16 protein-coding genes, 1 other RNA gene and 1 pseudogene are annotated in these 17399 nt (G+C 62.6%); 14 read left to right on the top strand and 4 right to left on the bottom strand.

Features of this window, described 5'->3' with window-relative positions:
- Positions 1-7 precede the first annotated feature (7 nt).
- Both sspA and C2U47_RS07545 read left to right on the top strand, forming a co-directional pair.
- Positions 8-637, top strand: a complete 630-nt coding sequence (gene sspA / locus C2U47_RS07550) for a stringent starvation protein SspA (protein WP_039040485.1) — start codon at positions 8-10, stop codon at positions 635-637.
- Positions 634-1065, top strand: a complete 432-nt coding sequence (locus tag C2U47_RS07545; protein ID WP_029314842.1) for a ClpXP protease specificity-enhancing factor — start codon at positions 634-636, stop codon at positions 1063-1065. Before sspA ends, C2U47_RS07545 begins: the two co-directional genes overlap by 4 nt.
- Positions 1066-1108: 43 nt before the next feature.
- On the opposite strand, the gene dolP is transcribed toward C2U47_RS07545, so the two are convergent.
- Genes dolP through C2U47_RS07525 form a run of 4 tightly spaced genes read right to left on the bottom strand, consistent with a single transcriptional unit; the run spans position 1109 to position 4395 of the window.
- The gene (gene dolP, locus C2U47_RS07540; RefSeq protein ID WP_010675849.1) at positions 1109-1687 is read right to left on the bottom strand and encodes a division/outer membrane stress-associated lipid-binding lipoprotein; all 579 of its coding nucleotides are present in this window, start codon (positions 1685-1687) and stop codon (positions 1109-1111) included.
- 4 nt (positions 1688-1691) lie between these two features.
- Positions 1692-2282: a D-sedoheptulose-7-phosphate isomerase gene (locus C2U47_RS07535; protein WP_010675848.1), complete on the bottom strand. Its 591-nt coding sequence runs from the start codon at positions 2280-2282 to the stop codon at positions 1692-1694.
- A gap of 9 nt (positions 2283-2291) precedes the next feature.
- Positions 2292-2687, bottom strand: coding sequence for a YraN family protein (locus tag C2U47_RS07530; RefSeq protein ID WP_080770042.1), 396 nt, complete (start codon positions 2685-2687; stop codon positions 2292-2294).
- On the bottom strand, positions 2605-4395 hold the full coding sequence (locus C2U47_RS07525; protein ID WP_049637188.1) for a penicillin-binding protein activator: 1791 nt from the start codon (positions 4393-4395) through the stop codon (positions 2605-2607). The genes C2U47_RS07530 and C2U47_RS07525 overlap by 83 nt, the downstream gene beginning before the upstream one ends.
- A gap of 199 nt (positions 4396-4594) precedes the next feature.
- Here C2U47_RS07525 and rsmI point away from each other — a divergent pair, with 199 nt between their 5' ends.
- From rsmI to murG, 12 genes and pseudogenes are all read left to right on the top strand, one after another.
- Positions 4595-5428: a 16S rRNA (cytidine(1402)-2'-O)-methyltransferase gene (gene rsmI, locus C2U47_RS07520; protein ID WP_052814457.1), complete on the top strand. Its 834-nt coding sequence runs from the start codon at positions 4595-4597 to the stop codon at positions 5426-5428.
- 62 nt (positions 5429-5490) lie between these two features.
- An RNA gene (gene rnpB, locus C2U47_RS07515) (RNase P RNA component class A) lies at positions 5491-5877 on the top strand.
- A 446-nt stretch (positions 5878-6323) separates the two neighbouring features.
- Complete coding sequence (mraZ, locus tag C2U47_RS07510; protein ID WP_039040489.1) at positions 6324-6782, top strand: division/cell wall cluster transcriptional repressor MraZ; 459 nt, start codon at positions 6324-6326, stop codon at positions 6780-6782.
- Positions 6783-7721 carry a 16S rRNA (cytosine(1402)-N(4))-methyltransferase RsmH gene (rsmH, locus tag C2U47_RS07505; protein WP_042015088.1) on the top strand — a complete coding sequence of 313 codons (939 nt, stop codon included), beginning with the start codon at positions 6783-6785 and terminating at the stop codon, positions 7719-7721. It abuts the gene before it with no gap.
- A gap of 3 nt (positions 7722-7724) precedes the next feature.
- Entirely contained in the window at positions 7725-8039 is a 315-nt protein-coding gene (gene ftsL / locus C2U47_RS07500; RefSeq protein WP_010675842.1) for a cell division protein FtsL, read from the top strand.
- Entirely contained in the window at positions 8036-9802 is a 1767-nt protein-coding gene (locus C2U47_RS07495; protein WP_010675841.1) for a peptidoglycan glycosyltransferase FtsI, read from the top strand. Before ftsL ends, C2U47_RS07495 begins: the two co-directional genes overlap by 4 nt.
- A 95-nt stretch (positions 9803-9897) precedes the next feature.
- Positions 9898-11382: a UDP-N-acetylmuramoyl-L-alanyl-D-glutamate--2,6-diaminopimelate ligase gene (gene murE / locus C2U47_RS07490; protein ID WP_045522167.1), complete on the top strand. Its 1485-nt coding sequence runs from the start codon at positions 9898-9900 to the stop codon at positions 11380-11382.
- The gene (gene murF / locus C2U47_RS07485; protein WP_042864853.1) at positions 11379-12734 is read left to right on the top strand and encodes a UDP-N-acetylmuramoyl-tripeptide--D-alanyl-D-alanine ligase; all 1356 of its coding nucleotides are present in this window, start codon (positions 11379-11381) and stop codon (positions 12732-12734) included. The genes murE and murF overlap by 4 nt, the downstream gene beginning before the upstream one ends.
- Positions 12728-13809, top strand: a pseudogene (mraY, locus tag C2U47_RS07480) (phospho-N-acetylmuramoyl-pentapeptide-transferase). The gene murF and the pseudogene mraY overlap by 7 nt, the downstream one beginning before the upstream one ends.
- A gap of 3 nt (positions 13810-13812) precedes the next feature.
- Positions 13813-15096, top strand: a complete 1284-nt coding sequence (gene murD / locus C2U47_RS07475; RefSeq protein ID WP_042015091.1) for a UDP-N-acetylmuramoyl-L-alanine--D-glutamate ligase — start codon at positions 13813-13815, stop codon at positions 15094-15096.
- Positions 15093-16277, top strand: coding sequence for a cell division protein FtsW (gene ftsW / locus C2U47_RS07470; RefSeq protein WP_103261559.1), 1185 nt, complete (start codon positions 15093-15095; stop codon positions 16275-16277). Before murD ends, ftsW begins: the two co-directional genes overlap by 4 nt.
- Positions 16274-17341, top strand: a complete 1068-nt coding sequence (murG, locus tag C2U47_RS07465; protein ID WP_010675835.1) for an undecaprenyldiphospho-muramoylpentapeptide beta-N-acetylglucosaminyltransferase — start codon at positions 16274-16276, stop codon at positions 17339-17341. Before ftsW ends, murG begins: the two co-directional genes overlap by 4 nt.
- Positions 17342-17399: the final 58 nt, after the last annotated feature.

Here is a 17399-nt window from a genome sequence, read left to right as displayed (position 1 = left end):
GGGTTCAATGGCTGTAGCTGCCAATAAGCGTTCGGTAATGACGCTGTTTTCCGGTGCCAACGATATGTTCAGCCATCAGGTGCGCATTGTCCTGGCGGAGAAGGGTGTTAGCGTGGATATCTGCCAGGTGGATCCTGCCAACCTGCCGGACGAGTTGGCCGAGCTGAACCCGTACAACACTGTGCCGACCCTGGTGGATCGCGAGCTGGCTCTGTACACCTCGCGCATCATCATGGAGTACCTGGACGAGCGTTTCCCGCACCCGCCCCTGATGCCTGTCTATCCGGTGGCGCGCGGCAACAGCCGTCTGATGATGCACCGCATCGAGCTGGACTGGTACTCCCTGGCCGACAAGATCATGGCGGGCACGGATACCGAAGCCGCCCGCGCCGAGCTGCGTGACAACCTGCTGGCCATCGCCCCCATCTTTGGCGAGATGCCCTACTTCATGAGCGAGGAGTTCGGTCTGGTGGACTGCTACATGGCTCCGCTGCTGTGGCGTCTGCCGAGCCTGGGTATCGACTTCACCGGTCGTGGCGCCAAGGAGCTGAAGGCCTACATGGTGCGCCTGTTCGAGCGCGAATCCTTCCAGGCTTCCCTGACCGAAGCCGAGCGCGAGATCCGCGCCGGCGTATGAGCATGGAACCGACAATGACACCCAGTCGCCCGTATCTGCTGCGGGCGTTTTTTGACTGGTTGCTGGATAACGATCTGACTCCTCATCTGGTGGTCAATGCCAACATTCCCCATGTGATGGTACCGATGCAGTTCGTGCAGGATGGCCAGATTGTTCTGAACATCGCCCCCCGGGCCGTGGGCCAGTTCCACATGGATAATGACGCTGTCAGCTTCAGCGCCCGTTTCGGTGGCGTATCGCAGCAGGTCTATATCCCCATGGCGGCCGTACTGGCCATCCATGCCAGGGAGAACGGAGTGGGGACCCTGTTCCCGCCGGAGCCTGGGTATGACCTCTGGCTGGAACAGGCACAGACACCCACATCGGTTGACCCCGAGCCGGAACCACCGCGCCCGAGCGGTCGCCCGACCCTGAAAGTCATCAAATAAAAAACGCAGCCTGAAGGCTGCGTTTTTTCATCCTGCCAGATGGTCAATTTTGGGCAAACTCGAAGGCCTTGATCACCTGCTTAACGCCGCTGACGTGGCGGGCGATTTCCACGGCCTGATCCCCTTCCTGGCGGGTGACCAACCCAATGAGGAACACCTCGCCATTCTCGGTGACAACCTTCACCTTGGCGCTGTCGAAGTTCTTGGTGCCCAGCATGTCGGCCCGCACCTTGGAGGTGATCCAGGTGTCATTGCTGCGCACGCCGATACTGACTGGTTTGCCAAGGCGCAGCTCGTTGTAGACATGGCGAACCCCTTCAATCCGGCTCACGATTCTGCCCGCTTCCTGTTTGTAAGCGTCAGAGGGTGTCTGACCCACCAGCAGCACACGGCCGTTGTTGCTGTAGACACTGATCTTGCTGGCGGCGCTCAGGGGCTTGTTGTCGGCCAACAGGTTGGCGGCTTTCAGCTCTATGGTCTGATCGTCCCACTGGGCACCCAGGGTGCGGCGATCGCCGCTCGCCTTGGCGGTGCCAGCCGCGCCACCGACCACCACGGCAGCACAGCCTTGCAGCAGCAGGACGCCGGTCAGCAGGGCAAGAGCGAGAATAGGCTTTTTCATGGTTTCAGTCTTCCTGTTGCGGGAAAAGTGTCTGGTCGATGAGATCACAGAGACAATGCAGGGTCAACAGGTTCACTTCCAGAATACGGGGACGGCGAGCGGAAGGAACGCGGATCTCCACGTCATTGGGGCCCAGCAGACCGGCGATCTCTCCCCCGTCTCCGCCACCGAGAACAATGATGGTCATGTCGCGGGAGAGGGCGGCCTCCGCAGCCTTGATCAGGCTGCGGCTGTTGCCTGTCGTGGTGATGACCACCAGAATGTCGCCTGGTTGTCCCAGAGCACGTATCTGTTTGGCATAGACCTCTTCGAAACCGTGATCCGTGGCGATGGCGCTGATGGTCGCCATGTCGGGCGTCAGGGCGAGACCGGGCAGGGAGGGGCGAGGAGTTTCATAGCAGTTCACCAGTTCGGAAATGAACAGCTGTGCCAATGCCGAGGAAGGACCATTGCCACATGCCATCACCTTGTGGCCATTGAGCAGGCAGATGGTCAGCATCTGGGCTGCCGTATGGATGGCATCCGGCAGTGCTTCGGCGGCGGCTATCTTGGTCTGGATGCTTTCGGTGTAATTCTCTTTGATGGGATCAGTCATGGGGTCCTCTTAAAACGCGTTCTGGATCCAGTCCGGCTGGTCGCCCTCGAACGCGATCACATCGAATCGACAGGCCTGGTTGGCCTCATTGATGGCATGTTGCTTGAAATAGTGGCGCGCGGCCAGCACGATCTTGTGCTGTTTGCGCCGGGTGACCGAGCTGGCTGCACCGCCATGGGTGGCGTTGGCGCGATATCTCACTTCAACGAACACCAGGGTCTCTCCCTGGCGCATGATGAGATCGATCTCGCCGCCACGGCAGCGGTAGTTGCGGGTCACGGGTTGCAGGCCGCGGGCCTGCAACCAGCGTTCCGCTATTTGCTCAAAGTGTTGTCCCTTGCTCGTCGCTGCCGACGGCAACAGGTTCAACCACTGCTGGTGAAGTTGTGTCAGTAGCCTCTTCATGAGTCGCATCCTCCAGCTGGGGGGCTGCGCTGTCGCTGACCAGCTTGCCATTCTGGTAGGTGGCCCAGTCCAGCATGCGCACTATGTTGCCCTGGGGATCCACGCTCAGCTGGCCACTCATGCCGGGTTGCTGCATGGCATTGACCTTGCGCATTTGCGGCAGGTTGCCTGCCAGGCTGACGGCATCGTAGCCGAGGGCGAACAGGCGCAGCAGGTCGCCCTGGGTCTGGGGCCAGAGCAGGGCTATCTGTTCACGCTGCGTCTCGAAGCCACCCAGCAGCAGTGGCATGTCGGAGATATGCATGCCGTTGAGCTCGGATGCTACCTCGGTCGTCCCGCCGTCGTATCCCCGCGAGCTGCTGTAGATGGGCAGGCTGCCCATGGGATTGACCGAGATGTCCACATAGGGCTTGATCATCCGGGTCTCCAGGCTGTTGGCCACCACATAGACGGCGTCGATGCTGCGCGGCGCGGCATCGGACAGCTGGACAATCTCCCCGGCTCGTGCGGTGGAACGGCCGCTCAGAGCGTTCTTGACCATGCCCTGCACTTCGTTGCGCGCCCCGAAGGTGGCAACCACGGGCTTCTCCTGGCTGACGCCGGCCCAGGCCTGCTCAAACGCCTTGATACTGCTGTAGCCAATCCGGCCTTGTGCCGCGATCAGCAGCGGCTTGCGGTAGCCCTGACCATAGAGGTACTGGGCCGCCTGGCTCGCATCGGCAGCGGCGGAGAGCGAGAAATAGAAGGTGTTGTCGTTGACGATCGGCTTGTCCAGCTCGTTGAGCGCCAGCACCGGCACGGTCGGATTCGACTTGAGCAGCTCCTCCACCTGATCCTTGAGCAGGGGGCCGATGATCATGTTGGCCCCTTCCTGAATGGCCTGCTTGTAGAGGTCCCCCATCGCCTTGCCCTGGGTATCATAGAAGTTCAGGGTGAACTGGCTCTGATTTTCCTTGTAGGACATCAACATGCCGTTGCGGATGGCGGCGCCCTGGGCTTCCAGGTTGCCGGAGAGCGGCAGGAAGACGGCGATCTGCTGCAGCGAACCGTTGTCCGTGATAGCGAGATCCCCAAGGCCGGCCGGCATGTCGCTCTGGGCAGGGTGGTTAGGGAAGCTCTGCTTCCAGCCGGCAAGCTGGCGGGCCAGCTGGCTCGGCTGTGCCCCGAATTCGTTCACCAGCGCCGCAAGACGCAGCCAGCCGGTGGTCACATCGGGAGCTGGCTCCTCTTCGAGCGCCTGCAGGGTGGAGGGGGTCATGCTTTTCAGCAGTGACCAGATCTGCTGGTGATTGGTGGCCAGCTCATTCTTGGCCAGATAAGGTTCCAGCAGGATCAACGACTTGGCCGCACCAAACTTGTTGTTGATGTCGAGCTGCAGCACCACACGCTGGCGGTACCAGTCCTTCTGGGTATCGGCATCCAGCACCACATCCGGCTTGCCTTCCAGCAGGATCAGCGCCTGGTTGGCGTTGCCCTGGGCGAGCAGCAGGTGTGCCTGCAGCAGTTGCAACTGCGCCTGCTGCACCGGGCTCTTCGCCTGCTTCTGCAACTGCTGATACAGGGCGGCAGCCGGTTTGGCCTGGCCGAGCGCCAGATAGCTGCGCGCCGCCATCATCTGCCACACGAAGGCCTCTGCCGGTTTGGCGGGATCCACCTGCTCCAGATACCACTGGGCATTCTTGGTCAGATCCGAGAAGGCCGACGGCATGCCGGGTTGTCCGGAAGATTGATTGGGCTCCGACGCACAGGCGGCGAGCAGGACTGCCGCGAGTAGGATGCCGAAGAGTCGTGATACACTTAGCTGCTTTATAACCCGGTTCAAGTTCATTCCCCGACCAGTGTTGAAATTCTCCATAGTGTAAACGGGCCAATATGGCGACACAATTGTCGGGACACTCGGAGCTCCCATGAGTGACATCCCAACCCTGTATATAGTCCCCACTCCGATCGGCAATCTGGCCGACATCACCCAGCGAGCACTGGACGTGCTGCGCAGCGTCGATCTGGTGGCCGCCGAGGATACCCGGCATACCGGGATCCTGCTCAGCCACTACCAGATCTCGGTACCGACCTTTGCCCTGCATGATCACAACGAGCAGCAAAAGGCGGATGTGCTGATCGCCCGTATCAAGGAGGGCAAGAGCGTGGCCCTGGTCTCCGATGCGGGGACGCCGCTCATCAGCGACCCCGGTTATCACCTGGTCACCCGTTGTCGCGAAGCCGGGGTCAAGGTGGTGCCGCTGCCCGGTCCCTGCGCTGCCATCACGGCGCTGTCCGCCGCCGGGCTGCCCACCGACCGCTTCGCCTTCGAGGGTTTTCTGCCGGCCAAGGCCAAGGGGCGGGATGATCGCCTGCAAGCCGTCATCGAAGACACCCGCTCTCTGGTGTTCTACGAATCCCCGCGCCGGGTGCAGGATACCGTGGAAGCGATTGCTCGCATCCTTGGTGAGCGCCAGGTGGTGGTGTGCCGCGAGCTGACCAAGACCTTCGAGTCCATCCACGGTCTGCCCGCCTCCGAGATGCTGGCCTGGCTCGGAGAGGACGATAACCGTTGCCGCGGGGAGATCGTGCTGGTGGTCGCCGGTGCCAGCAAGGTGGATGACGAGTTGCCTGCGGAGGCGATCCGCACCCTGGGCCTGCTGGTCAGCGAGCTGCCCCTCAAGAAGGCGGCAGCCCTCACCGCCGAGATCCACGGGGTGAAGAAGAACGCCCTCTACAAATACGGCCTCGAGCACTATTAATTGCCGTAAACCGGAATTGACGGTTTACCCCGTCCGTCTCGCGAGGCTATAATCCGCGCCTCGGAGTTGGCTGGGCAATCGCTGCTTCGTCGTTGTGTCCCTCGGGACAGACGGGCGGAGGGGAGGAAAGTCCGGGCTTCACAGGGCAGGGTGCCAGGTAACGCCTGGGGGGCGCGAGCCTACGACCAGTGCAACAGAGAGCAGACCGCCGATGGCCCGCAAGGGATCAGGTAAGGGTGAAAGGGTGCGGTAAGAGCGCACCGCGCGACTGGCAACAGTTCGTGGCACGGTAAACTCCACCCGAAGCAAGACCAAATAGGCCCCTATTGGCGCGGCCCGCGTTGGGGGCGGGTAGGTTGCTTGAGCCAGCGAGCGATTGCTGGCCTAGAGGAATGATTGCTACCCGGGGCAACCCGGTACAGAACCCGGCTTACAGGCCGACTCCGACCTCTTTCCTGAAGAGCCTTGCGATTTATCGCAAGGCTCTTTTTATTAACCATAAAGTACTGCCTCGGTTGACTCGTGATATTTACTGTTGGGCTAGCTATGTTTAACAAATGTATTTTATATCAATCTGTTATGTGGAATTTTTCCATGTTCTGAATATCGTGATGGCGCTGGAGAAGCGCGGCCTGCATGGCTGATGTTTATTCGTGCAATTTGTCAGTTTTTTAATTGCTGAAAATTAATCGAGTTGCGGGTAACACAAATAACTTGTGGAAAATCAATTCATTTAATCGGTAGTCCCATCACGCTGCGTCAATATGTTCCCCATGCCCGAGATCCTTGCTTGAAAAGCCCCCTGCTCGTCCTTAAACTTCATGGTGGAGAAAAGTGGATCAAAGTGGTTTTATTGGGCATCTAGCCCCCATAACTCACCTTCGGGGACTGCAATTTGTTGCGTGGCGCTCACGCCATCAGCCTGGACAGCAAGGGGCGGTTGGCGATTCCGACCAAATTTCGTGATTGGCTGCGCGACGAATGCGACGGTCAGCTGGTCTGCACCATCGACATCGCCCATCCCTGTCTGCTGCTTTATCCCCTGAATGAATGGGAAGAGGTGGAGCGCAAGCTGAAGACCCTTTCCAGCACCAACCCGGCGGAACGCCGCCTGCAGCGTCTGCTGCTCGGCCACGCGGCCGAATGCGAACTGGATGGCAATGGCCGTCTGCTGCTCAGCCAACCGCTGCGCAGCCATGCCGGGCTGGACAAGAAAGTCATGCTGGTGGGCCAGCTCAACAAATTCGAGCTGTGGGATGAAGCCCGCTGGCAACAACAGATCAACGACGACATCCTGGGCCTGCCCGAGGACGACTGGGCAAGTTCACCACGACTACAGGATTTTTCTTTATAAATGACCCAAGCCGCTGAACACATCACAGTGCTGTTGCACGAAGCCGTCGAAGGGCTGGCCATCAAGCCGGACGGTATCTACGTCGACGGTACCTTTGGCCGGGGGGGTCACTCTCGTCTCATTCTCCAGCATCTGGGCCCGAACGGCCGTCTGATCGCCATCGACCGGGATCCCCAGGCCATTGCCGAGGCGGCCAAGATCCAGGATCCCCGTTTCGAGATCGTGCACGGTCCCTTCTCCGGCATCACCCGCTATCTGACCGAGCGCGGCCTGCTGGGCAAGGTCGATGGCTTCCTGCTGGATCTCGGTGTCTCCTCCCCCCAGCTTGACGATGCCGAACGTGGCTTCAGCTTCATGAAGGACGGCCCGCTCGACATGAGGATGGATCCCACCTCCGGTCAGAGCGCCGCCGAGTGGCTGGCCCGTGCCGATGTGGACGACATCGCCTGGGTGCTGAAAACCTTCGGTGAGGAGCGCTTCGCCAAGAAGATTGCTCGCGCCATCGTGCACGATCGGGTGACAGAGCCCTATGTGCGCACCCGCCAGCTGGCGGAGATGATTGCCCGGGTCAACCCGAGCAAGGAGAAGGGCAAGCACGCGGCGACCCGTAGCTTCCAGGCCATCCGCATCTATATCAACAGCGAGCTGGACGAAATTGAAACCGCCCTCAACGGCGCGCTGGACGTGCTGGCTCCTCACGGTCGTCTCTCCGTCATCAGCTTCCACTCTCTGGAAGATCGGCTGGTAAAGCATTTTATTCGCAAGCATGAGAAAGGTCCGGAAGTACCCCACGGGATCCCTCTGACCGAAGCCCAGCTGGCCGGTGGTCGCAAGCTGAAGTCGATCGGCAAGGCACTCAAGCCTTCCGACCACGAGGTCAATGAAAACACCCGGTCCCGCAGCTCGGTGCTGCGGGTCGCAGAGCGTCTTGCGGAGTAAGCGATGAGCGACGTGCGCGTTCACCTCGCCAGGGAGATCGTTGCGGATCTCTGGCGCCACAAGTTGCAGGTCCTGTTGACCGTCGCCGTGCTGGTCACCGCCTTTGCGGTGATCCTGGTGACCAACATGACCCGGGGTCTGACGGCCAAGCAGAACGATCTGATGGCGGAGGAGGACAGGCTCAACATCGAGTGGCGCCACCTCTTGCTGGAACAGGGCACACTGGCTGAGCACTCCCGGGTGGCGAGTCTGGCCATGGACAAGTTGCAGATGGCTCGTCCCCTGGTGACCACTGAAAAGGTAATTACACAACCATGACACGCAAGGCCGCCACCAAGGCTCCGGCAAAGGACAAAGCCAAGGCGAAAGCACCCTCACTCTACCCGTGGCGCTTTCGTACCCTGGTTTTCTTCATCGGCATCGCGTTTGCGGGGCTGATCCTGCGGCTGGCCTGGATCCAGGTGATCGATCCGGACAGACTGCGCCAGGAGGGGGACATGCGCTCCCTGCGCACCACCTCCACCCAGGCGGTGCGCGGCATGATCACGGACCGCAATGGCGAGCAGCTTGCGGTATCCGTGCCGGTCGAAGCGGTCTGGGCCGATCCCAAGACGGTGCATGAGTCCGGTGCCATCCACAACGAGCGTGCCTGGCTGGCACTCTCCGCCGTGCTCAAGCTCGACATCAACACCCTCAAGCATCGCATCGCCAACCCGAGCAAGCGCTTTGTCTATCTGCAGCGTCAGGTGACGCCTGCGGTGGCCGAGTACATCAAGGGGTTGAAGCTGGGGGGCATCTATCTGCGCCCCGAGGCGCGCCGTTTCTACCCGACCGGCGAGATAAGCTCCCACCTGGTGGGGGTGACCAACATCGATGGCAGCGGCATCGAGGGGATTGAGCGCAGCTACAACGAGTGGCTGACCGCAACCCCTGGCGAGATGAGGGTGCGCAAGGACAGGCAGGGCCGCGTCATCGAGCGCCTGGGCCTGGTGAAAGAGGGCAAGCACGCCAACGATCTGCAACTGAGCATCGATCAGCGGGTGCAGGCGCTGGCCTATCGCGCCCTCAAACGGGCTACCGACGAGAACAAGGCCACCTCCGGCTCCATGGTGATGCTGGATGTGAAGACCGGCGAGGTGCTCGCCATGGTGAACACCCCCTCCTACAACCCGAACAACCGCGGCCAGTACCAGAGTTTCCGGGTGCGAAACCGGGTGGTGACCGATACCTATGAGCCGGGCTCCACGGTCAAGCCATTGATTTTGCTTAGTGCCTTGCAAGCCGGTGTCACCAGCTGGAAGGACTTCATCCCGGGCGGCCCCCTCTTCATCGGGGCCAAGCAGATCCGTGACGTGAGTATCCACAAGGCGACCAACCTGTACGACATCCTGCGCTACTCCTCCAACATCGGCATGTCGCGCATCGCGCTGCGGATGCCGGCCCAGGAGATGATCAACACCCTGAGCATGGTGGGCTTCGGCATGGACACCGGCAGCGGCCTGATGGGGGAGAGCAGCGGCATGCTGCCCCAGCGTCGCCGCTGGTCCGACATCGAGCGAGCCACCCTGTCGTTCGGTTATGGTCTGCGAGTGACCCCGCTGCAGCTGGCCTCCGCCTACGCCACCCTGGCCAACAAGGGCAAGCGGGTACCGCTCTCCATCATCAAGGTGACCAAGCCGCCCAAGGGTGAGCAGGTCATCGATCACAACAACGCCGCTGCCATGTTGCAGGCGCTGGAGTACGTGGTCAGCAATGCCATTCCCAAGGCCCAGATCCCCGGTTATCGGGTCGGTGGCAAGAGTGGTACCGCCAAGGTGGCCGTGGCTGGGGGCTATGGCAAGGACTACATGGCCTGGTTTGCCGGTTTCGCGCCAGCCAGCAATCCCCGTTTCGTCATGGTGGTGGTGATCAACGAGCCCAAGGGGGATGCCTACTACGGCGGTGCCGTGGCGACCCCGCCCTTTGCGGAGGCCATGGGAGGCGTGTTGCAGCTCTTCAACATCCGTCCCGATGCGATCCCGCCCGAGGTACCCGCCAAGCTTGCCCGCACGGAGGCCAACAATGGCGCACCGCGTACTTGACGGGCATCCGGCTTTCTCCATCGGCCCCGCTGCTGTCGGGGCGTTTTCCATGGCGTGTAAGAGCGCCCGCATTCCCGCATTTTCGGAGGCTTCCCATGCCGCCCCGCACACTTGATCAACTGATGAGCCGCTTCGGCATCGATGCCCCGGCGCTTTCCCTCACCGATCTCCAGCTCGACAGCCGGCGGGTCGGTCCCGGCTCGCTCTTCGTGGCGATTCGTGGCCATCAGGTGGATGGCAGGCGCTTCATCGAACAGGCGGTGGCTCAGGGAGCGACCGCCGTGCTGTTTGAGGAGGACGGAGAATTCGTCCCTCCGGCGACCCAGATCCCCTGCATCGGCATGAGGGATCTTCCCGCTCGTCTCTCCGAGCTGGCCGGTCATTTCTACGGTCACCCTGCGCAAAAGCTGCAACTGGTGGGCATCACGGGCACCAACGGCAAGAGCACCACGGCCCTGCTGGTGGCCAACTGGCGCACCCTGCTGGGGGGCAAGGCCGGGGTCATGGGCACCATAGGCAACGGTCTGTTTGGCGAGCTCATCGAAGCAGAGAACACCACGGGCAGCGCGGTCCAGGTGCAGGCCAATCTGGCCGCCTTGCAGCAGCAGGGGGCCGATCTGGTGGCGATGGAGGTCTCCAGCCACGGTCTGGTGCAGCATCGCGTGGCGGCCCTGCCGTTTGCCGCGGCAGTCTTCACCAACCTGAGCCGGGATCATCTGGACTATCACGGCACCATGGAGGCCTATGCCGCCGCCAAGGAGGAGCTGCTGAAGCTGGTGGATGAGCCTTGCGCCGTCATCAACGCCGATGACCATCTGGGACGGCAATGGCTGGCGACCTATCCCGGTGCGGTGGCCTTCGGGGTTCATGGTCCGATTGAAAACCATGCCGGACGACAACTGACGGCGCAGGATCCCCATTTCCACCAACAAGGTTTTGATACGCGCATTAACTCCAGCTGGGGGAATGGTGTATTATCCGCCCCCTTGCTCGGCCGCTTCAACGTCAGCAACGTGCTGGGCGCCATGGGCGCCATGCTGGTGCTCGGCTACGACTTCGATGACCTGCTGGCGACGGCCCCCAGACTGCAACCGGTGACCGGTCGCATGGAGTGCTTCGGCGGTGGCGATGCGCCGCTCGCCGTGGTCGATTACGCCCACACCCCGGATGCGCTGGAGAAGGCATTGCAGGCCCTGCGGGTGCACTGTCACGGCCGGCTCTGGTGCCTGGTGGGTTGTGGTGGCGACAGGGATCGCGGCAAGCGTCCCATGATGGCTGCCATGGCGGAGCTGCATGCGGACTGCGTGATCCTGACCGACGACAATCCCCGTACCGAGGAGCCGGCCCGGATCATGGCCGACATGGTGGCGGGTCTTCGCGATCCCGGCGCCGTGCAGATTGAGCACGACAGGACCAAGGCAATCCAGCTGGCACTGAGTCAAGCGAGCAAAGAGGACATCATCCTGGTGGCCGGCAAAGGCCACGAGGATTATCAGATCATTGGAACCGACAAGCGGCACTACAGCGATCGGGAAACCGTCGCAGCCGCCTTGCACACATTAATGGAGTCATTCAAATGATGACCCTCAGGCTTGCCGACCTGGCGCAGGTGCTCGATGCCCGTCTGATCGGGGGCGACCATGAGATCACGGCGGTCAGCACCGACACCCGTACCCTGGGCGCGGGGGCGCTGTTCGTGGCCCTGCGCGGCGAGCGTTTCGACGCCCACGATTTCTGCGACCAGGCGGTTGCCGCCGGCGCCAGTGCCCTGCTGGTGGAGCGCGAATTGCCGCTGGCCATTCCACAACTGGTGGTGGGCGACACCCTCAAGGGGCTTGGGCGTCTGGGCAGGCTGGTGCGCGAGCGCATCAATCCGAAAGTGCTCGCCATCACCGGCAGCTGTGGCAAAACCACGGTGAAGGAGATGGCGACGGCCATCCTGCGCTGTGAAGGGGAGGTGCTGGCCACCGCCGGCAACTTCAACAACGAGGTGGGGGTGCCGCTGACCCTGCTGCGCCTCGAGCCGCAACACCAGTTCGCGGTGATGGAGCTGGGAGCCAACCACCCGGGCGAGATCGCCTGGACCACGTCGCTCGCCAGACCCGACGCCGCCATCATCAACAACGTCGCTGCCGCGCACCTGGAAGGCTTTGGCTCCCTGGAAGGGGTGTTCCATGCCAAGAGCGAAATCTTCGAAGGGTTAGGCGAGGGCGGCACCGCCATCGTCAATGCCGACAACGAGTTCTGGCCGAAGTGGCGTGAAAAGGGCATCCACTGCGCCTTCTCCCTCGAGGATCAGCGTCAGCCGTTCCACGCCCGCGACATCGTGCTCAACGAGCAGGGTTGTGCCGGGTTCGTGATGGTGACGCCCCAGGGAGAGGTGAACCTGACCCTGGCCATCCCGGGCCGCCACAACGTGGCCAACGCCCTGGCTGCTGCCGCCGGGACCCTGGCCCTGGGCGCATCGCTTGCGTCCGTCAAGGCGGGGCTGGAGCAGATGGCGCCGGTCAAGGGCCGTTTCTGCGTGCAACGCTGGGGTGGCCTCACCCTGGTGGATGACACCTACAACGCCAGCGTGGAGTCCGTGCTGGCGGGTATCGATGCCCTGACCGCCATGAACGGCTACAAGGTGCTGGTATTCGGTGACATGAAAGAGTTGGGTGAGGAGTCCGCCGCGCAGCATGCCCGGGTCGGACACCACGCCCGTGAGCAGGGCCTCGATGCCGTGCTGACCGTAGGGGAACAGAGTCGCCACACCGCAGATGCCGCGGCTGGCCGACATTTCGATAACAAAGCGTCGTTGTTTGAAGTGCTTGCGCAAATGATAAAGACACATCAGGAAATTTCGATTCTGGTCAAGGGCGCCCGTGGCTCCCGCATGGAAGATATCGTCGAGATGGTCAAGGGCCATCAGGAGTCAGCCACATGCTAGTCTGGCTGGCGGAACTGCTCACCCCGCACTTCACCTTCTTCAACGTCTTCTCCTACCTGACGTTTCGCGCCATCCTGTCGATCATCACCGGTCTGGTGGTGGCGCTCTGGATGGGGCCGCGCCTCATCCGTCGCCTGCAGATCATGAAGTTCGGCCAGGTGATCCGCAACGACGGTCCCGAATCCCATCTCAGCAAGAAGGGCACCCCGACCATGGGCGGCCTGATGATCATTGCAGCCATTTTCACTTCTGTGCTGCTCTGGTGCCGCCTCGACAACCCCTATGTCTGGCTGGTGCTGTTCGTGCTGGGGGCCTATGGCGCCATCGGTTTTGCCGATGACTATCTCAAGGTGGTGCGCAAGAACACCGACGGCCTCATCGCCCGCTGGAAGTACTTCTGGCAGTCCGCGGTCGCGCTGGGTGTGGCAGTCTTCCTCTACGCCACGGCCACCCACGATGGCCAGACCCAGCTGGTGGTCCCCTTCCTCAAGGATGTGATGCCCCAGCTCGGCCTGATGTTCATCCTGCTGACCTACTTCGTCATCGTCGGTACCTCCAACGCGGTCAACCTGACCGATGGCCTGGATGGCCTCGCCATCATGCCCACCGTGATGGTGGCGGGGGGCTTCGCCCTGATCGCCTGGGCGACGGGCAACGTCAACTTCGCGAACTACCTGCACATTCCCTACGTGCCCTACACCTCCGAACTGGTGATCGTCTGTACCGCCATCGTGGGCGCGGGCCTGGGCTTCCTCTGGTTCAACACCTACCCGGCCCAGGTCTTCATGGGGGATGTGGGTTCCCTGGCCCTGGGCGGCGCGCTCGGTACCATCGCCGTGCTGGTGCGCCAGGAGTTCCTGCTGGTGATCATGGGGGGGTCTTCGTGATGGAGACCGTCTCGGTGATCCTGCAGGTCGGATCCTACAAACTGCGCGGCGTGCGCATCTTCCGCATGGCCCCCATCCATCACCACTATGAGAAGAAGGGCTGGCCGGAGCCGCGCGTCATCGTGCGCTTCTGGATCATCACCCTCATGCTGGTGCTGCTTGGCCTCGCCACCCTGAAGGTGAGGTAAGCCATGGTCATCATCATCGGACTCGGCAAAACCGGACTCTCCTGCGTCGATTACTTCCTCGACCGCGGCGTCACGCCGCTGGTGATGGACACCCGTGCCAATCCGCCGGGCAAGGACGAGCTTCCCCCCGAGGTGGAGCTCATCCACGGGCTGGACGCGGAGCGGCTCAAGCAGGCGCACATGATAGTGGCGAGCCCGGGCATCGCCCTGGCGACTCCGGAGTTGAAGGCCGCCGCCGAGTTCGGAGTGCGCATCGTCGGTGACATCGAACTGTTCGTGCGTGAAACCCAGACGCCCGTCATCGCCATCACCGGCTCCAACGGCAAGAGCACGGTCACCACGCTAGTGGGTGAGATGATCGCCGAGGCGGGACTCAAGGTCGGTGTGGGGGGCAATATCGGCACCCCGGCGCTGTCGCTCCTCAAGCAGCCCATGGATCTCTGCGTGCTGGAACTCTCCAGCTTCCAGCTCGAGACCACCTACAGCCTGCGGGCTGCCGCCTCCGTGGTCTTGAACCTCAGTGAAGATCATATGGATCGCTATGCCGGCATGGCGGATTACCGCGCCGCCAAGATGGAGATCCATCAGCACTCCCAGCACATCCTGATCAATCGCGACGATCCCCAGACCCTGCCCGATGTGGGTCAGGTGTGGCAGAGTTTCGGCCTCGACTGCAACGGCTACGGTCGCTGCGAGCTGGAGGGCCGTCACTGGCTGACTTTGCACGGTGAGCCGCTCCTGGCGGTGGACGAGATGAAGATAGTGGGTGCCCACAACCAGGCCAATGCCCTGGCGGCCATGGCCCTGTGCGATGCGGTGGGCATTCCCCGCGAGGCACAACTTGCCGTGCTACGCCGCTTTGAAGGCCTGCCTCACCGTGCCCGCTTCGTGCGGGAGGTAAATGGGGTGCGCTGGATCAACGACTCCAAGGCCACCAACGTGGGGGCGACCCTGGCCGCCGTGGCCGGGGTGCGTGAAGCGGTCAAGGGCCGCCTGCTGCTGCTGGCAGGTGGCCAAGGCAAGGGGCAGGACTTCGGCCCGGTGCAGGCCCTGCTCGGCAGCCAGATCGATCACATGTACTGCTTTGGTCAGGATGCCGAGGTGCTGCTGGCCCTGGGCGAACAGACCGAGCGGGTCGCCGATCTTGACGCTGCTGTCGCCAAGGCGGCGGCCGATGCCAGGCCCGGAGACTGGGTGCTGCTGGCGCCGGCCTGCGCGAGCCTGGATCAGTTCAAATCCTTTGAAGCGCGCGGCGATCGCTTCACCGAACTGGTGATGGGCTTATGAACGCCCTGCGCGTGGTTGCGGGATTCTTGCAGCGCTGGTTGCTACCGGCGCGCCCCGCCGGTCTCTACGATCGGCAGCTGGTGGTACTGGCTCTCGCCCTGATGGGCGTCGGGCTGGTGATAGTGGCGTCAGCTTCCATTCCTGAGGGGATCGCCATCAACAACGATCCCTTCATGTTCGTGAAGCGCCACGGCATGTTCCTGGTGATGGCGCTGGGTATCTCCTGGTTCGTGTTGCAGGTACCCATGGCACGCTGGCAGCACTACAACGGCCCCATGTTGTTGCTGGCCATCGTGCTGCTGGTGATGGTGTTGCTGGTGGGCCGCAGCGTCAACGGTTCGGTACGCTGGCTGCCGCTTGGCCCCTTCAACTTGCAGCCGGCTGAGTTCGGCAAGCTGGCGCTGTTCGTCTATCTGGCGGGCTATCTGGTGCGCCGCCAGAGCGAGGTGCGCGAACGCTTCATCGGTTTCATGAAACCCATGGCGGTGCTGTTCGTGGTGGCCATCCTGCTGCTGGCCCAGCCGGATCTCGGGTCAGTGGTGGTGATGTTCGTCACCTCCCTCGGGATGCTGTTCCTGGCCGGTGCCCGGCTGGTGCAGTTCATCGGTCTCATCCTGGTGGGGGTGAGCGCCGTGGTGACCCTGATCATTGCGGAGCCCTACCGGATGCGGCGGGTGACCTCTTTCCTCGACCCTTGGGCCGATCCCTTTGGCAGCGGCTATCAGCTGACCCAGTCCCTGATGGCCTTTGGTCGGGGGAGCTGGTTTGGCGAGGGGCTCGGCAACTCCATCCAGAAGATGGAGTACCTGCCGGAGGCCCACACCGACTTCGTGTTCGCCATTCTGGGCGAAGAGCTGGGCTACGTGGGGGTGCTTGGCGCATTCTTCCTGATTTTTGCGCTGGCGGTGAAGGCGCTCAAGCTGGGTCACCAGGCGCTGGTGGCCGAGCGGCTCTATGAAGGTTATCTGGCCATCGGCATCGGCATCTGGTTCAGCTTCCAGACTTTCGTCAACGTCGGTGCCGCCAGCGGCATGATGCCTACCAAGGGGCTGACCCTGCCGCTGGTCAGTTATGGCGGCTCCAGTCTCATCATCATGATGGTGGCGGTGAGCATGTTGATTCGTATCGATTTCGAGTTGCGCCAGGCGAGTGCCCAGGCGCGCGTGCGGGAGGTTGCGTGAGCAAGACGTTACTGGTGATGGCGGGTGGTACCGGGGGCCATGTGTTCCCCGGCCTGGCCGTCGCCGATCGCCTCAAGGCCCAGGGCTGGACCATCCACTGGCTCGGCACTGCCGACCGGATGGAGGCGGAGCTGGTGCCTGCCCATGGTTATCCCATCTCCTTCATCGACATCCAGGGGGTGCGTGGCAACGGCATCAAGCGTCTGCTCGCGGCGCCCTACCGTGTCATCAAATCCGTGCTTCAGGCCCGCCAGGTGCTCAAGACCATCCAGCCCGATGTGGTGCTGGGCATGGGGGGCTTTGCCTCCGGCCCGGGTGGCGTGGCCGCCTGGCTGTCCGGCATTCCGCTACTGCTTCACGAGCAGAATGCCGCCGCCGGCCTGACCAACAAGCTGCTGGCCCGTATTGCCAGGCGGGTACTGATGGCCTTCCCCGGTGCCTTCGCCCCCAATGCCCGCACCGCCGTGGTGGGCAACCCGGTGCGCCCCGAGGTGGTGGCGCTGCCGGATCCCCAGCTGCGTAGCAGCAGCGATCCTCTGCGCCTGCTTGTGGTTGGTGGCAGCCTGGGGGCCCGGGTCCTCAACGAGCAGGTGCCTCCTGCGGTTGCAGCTGCCGGTGTGCCCATCGAGGTGCGTCACCAGTGCGGCAAGGGCAACGGGGAGGCCGTGGCTGCCTCCTATGCCGGGCTGGGGGTCGAGGCCGAGGTGAGTGAATTTATCAAGGACATGGCGGATGCCTATGCCTGGGCTGACCTGGTGGTGTGCCGCGCCGGCGCATTGACCGTCTCCGAAGTGGCCGCTGCCGGTGTGGCCGCGATCTTCGTGCCCCTGCCCCATGCGGTGGACGATCACCAGACCCGCAACGCCCTGACCCTGGTCGACGGCGGTGCGGCCGAGTTCCTGCCCCAGTCCGAGCTGACGCCGGCGGCGCTGGCGTCGCGCCTCTCCTGGCTCGCCGGGCGCAGGGAAACTCTGTTGAACATGGCCCAGGCCGCGCGCCGGGTCGCCATCATCGATGCTGCCGAACGGGTTGCCGATGAGTGCAAACGGCTCGCCACCGGCTGAGCCAAACGAGATGGAAGGCCAAGATGTGCCGCCAAGGCCCCGCTTCTGTCTTCGAACT

The sequence above is a fragment of the Aeromonas sp. ASNIH7 genome, assembly GCF_002903485.1.
Taxonomy (GTDB): domain Bacteria; phylum Pseudomonadota; class Gammaproteobacteria; order Enterobacterales; family Aeromonadaceae; genus Aeromonas; species Aeromonas caviae.
The sequence above is the reverse complement of the archived record's forward strand: the minus strand, read 5'-3'. Positions and strand labels throughout refer to the sequence as shown.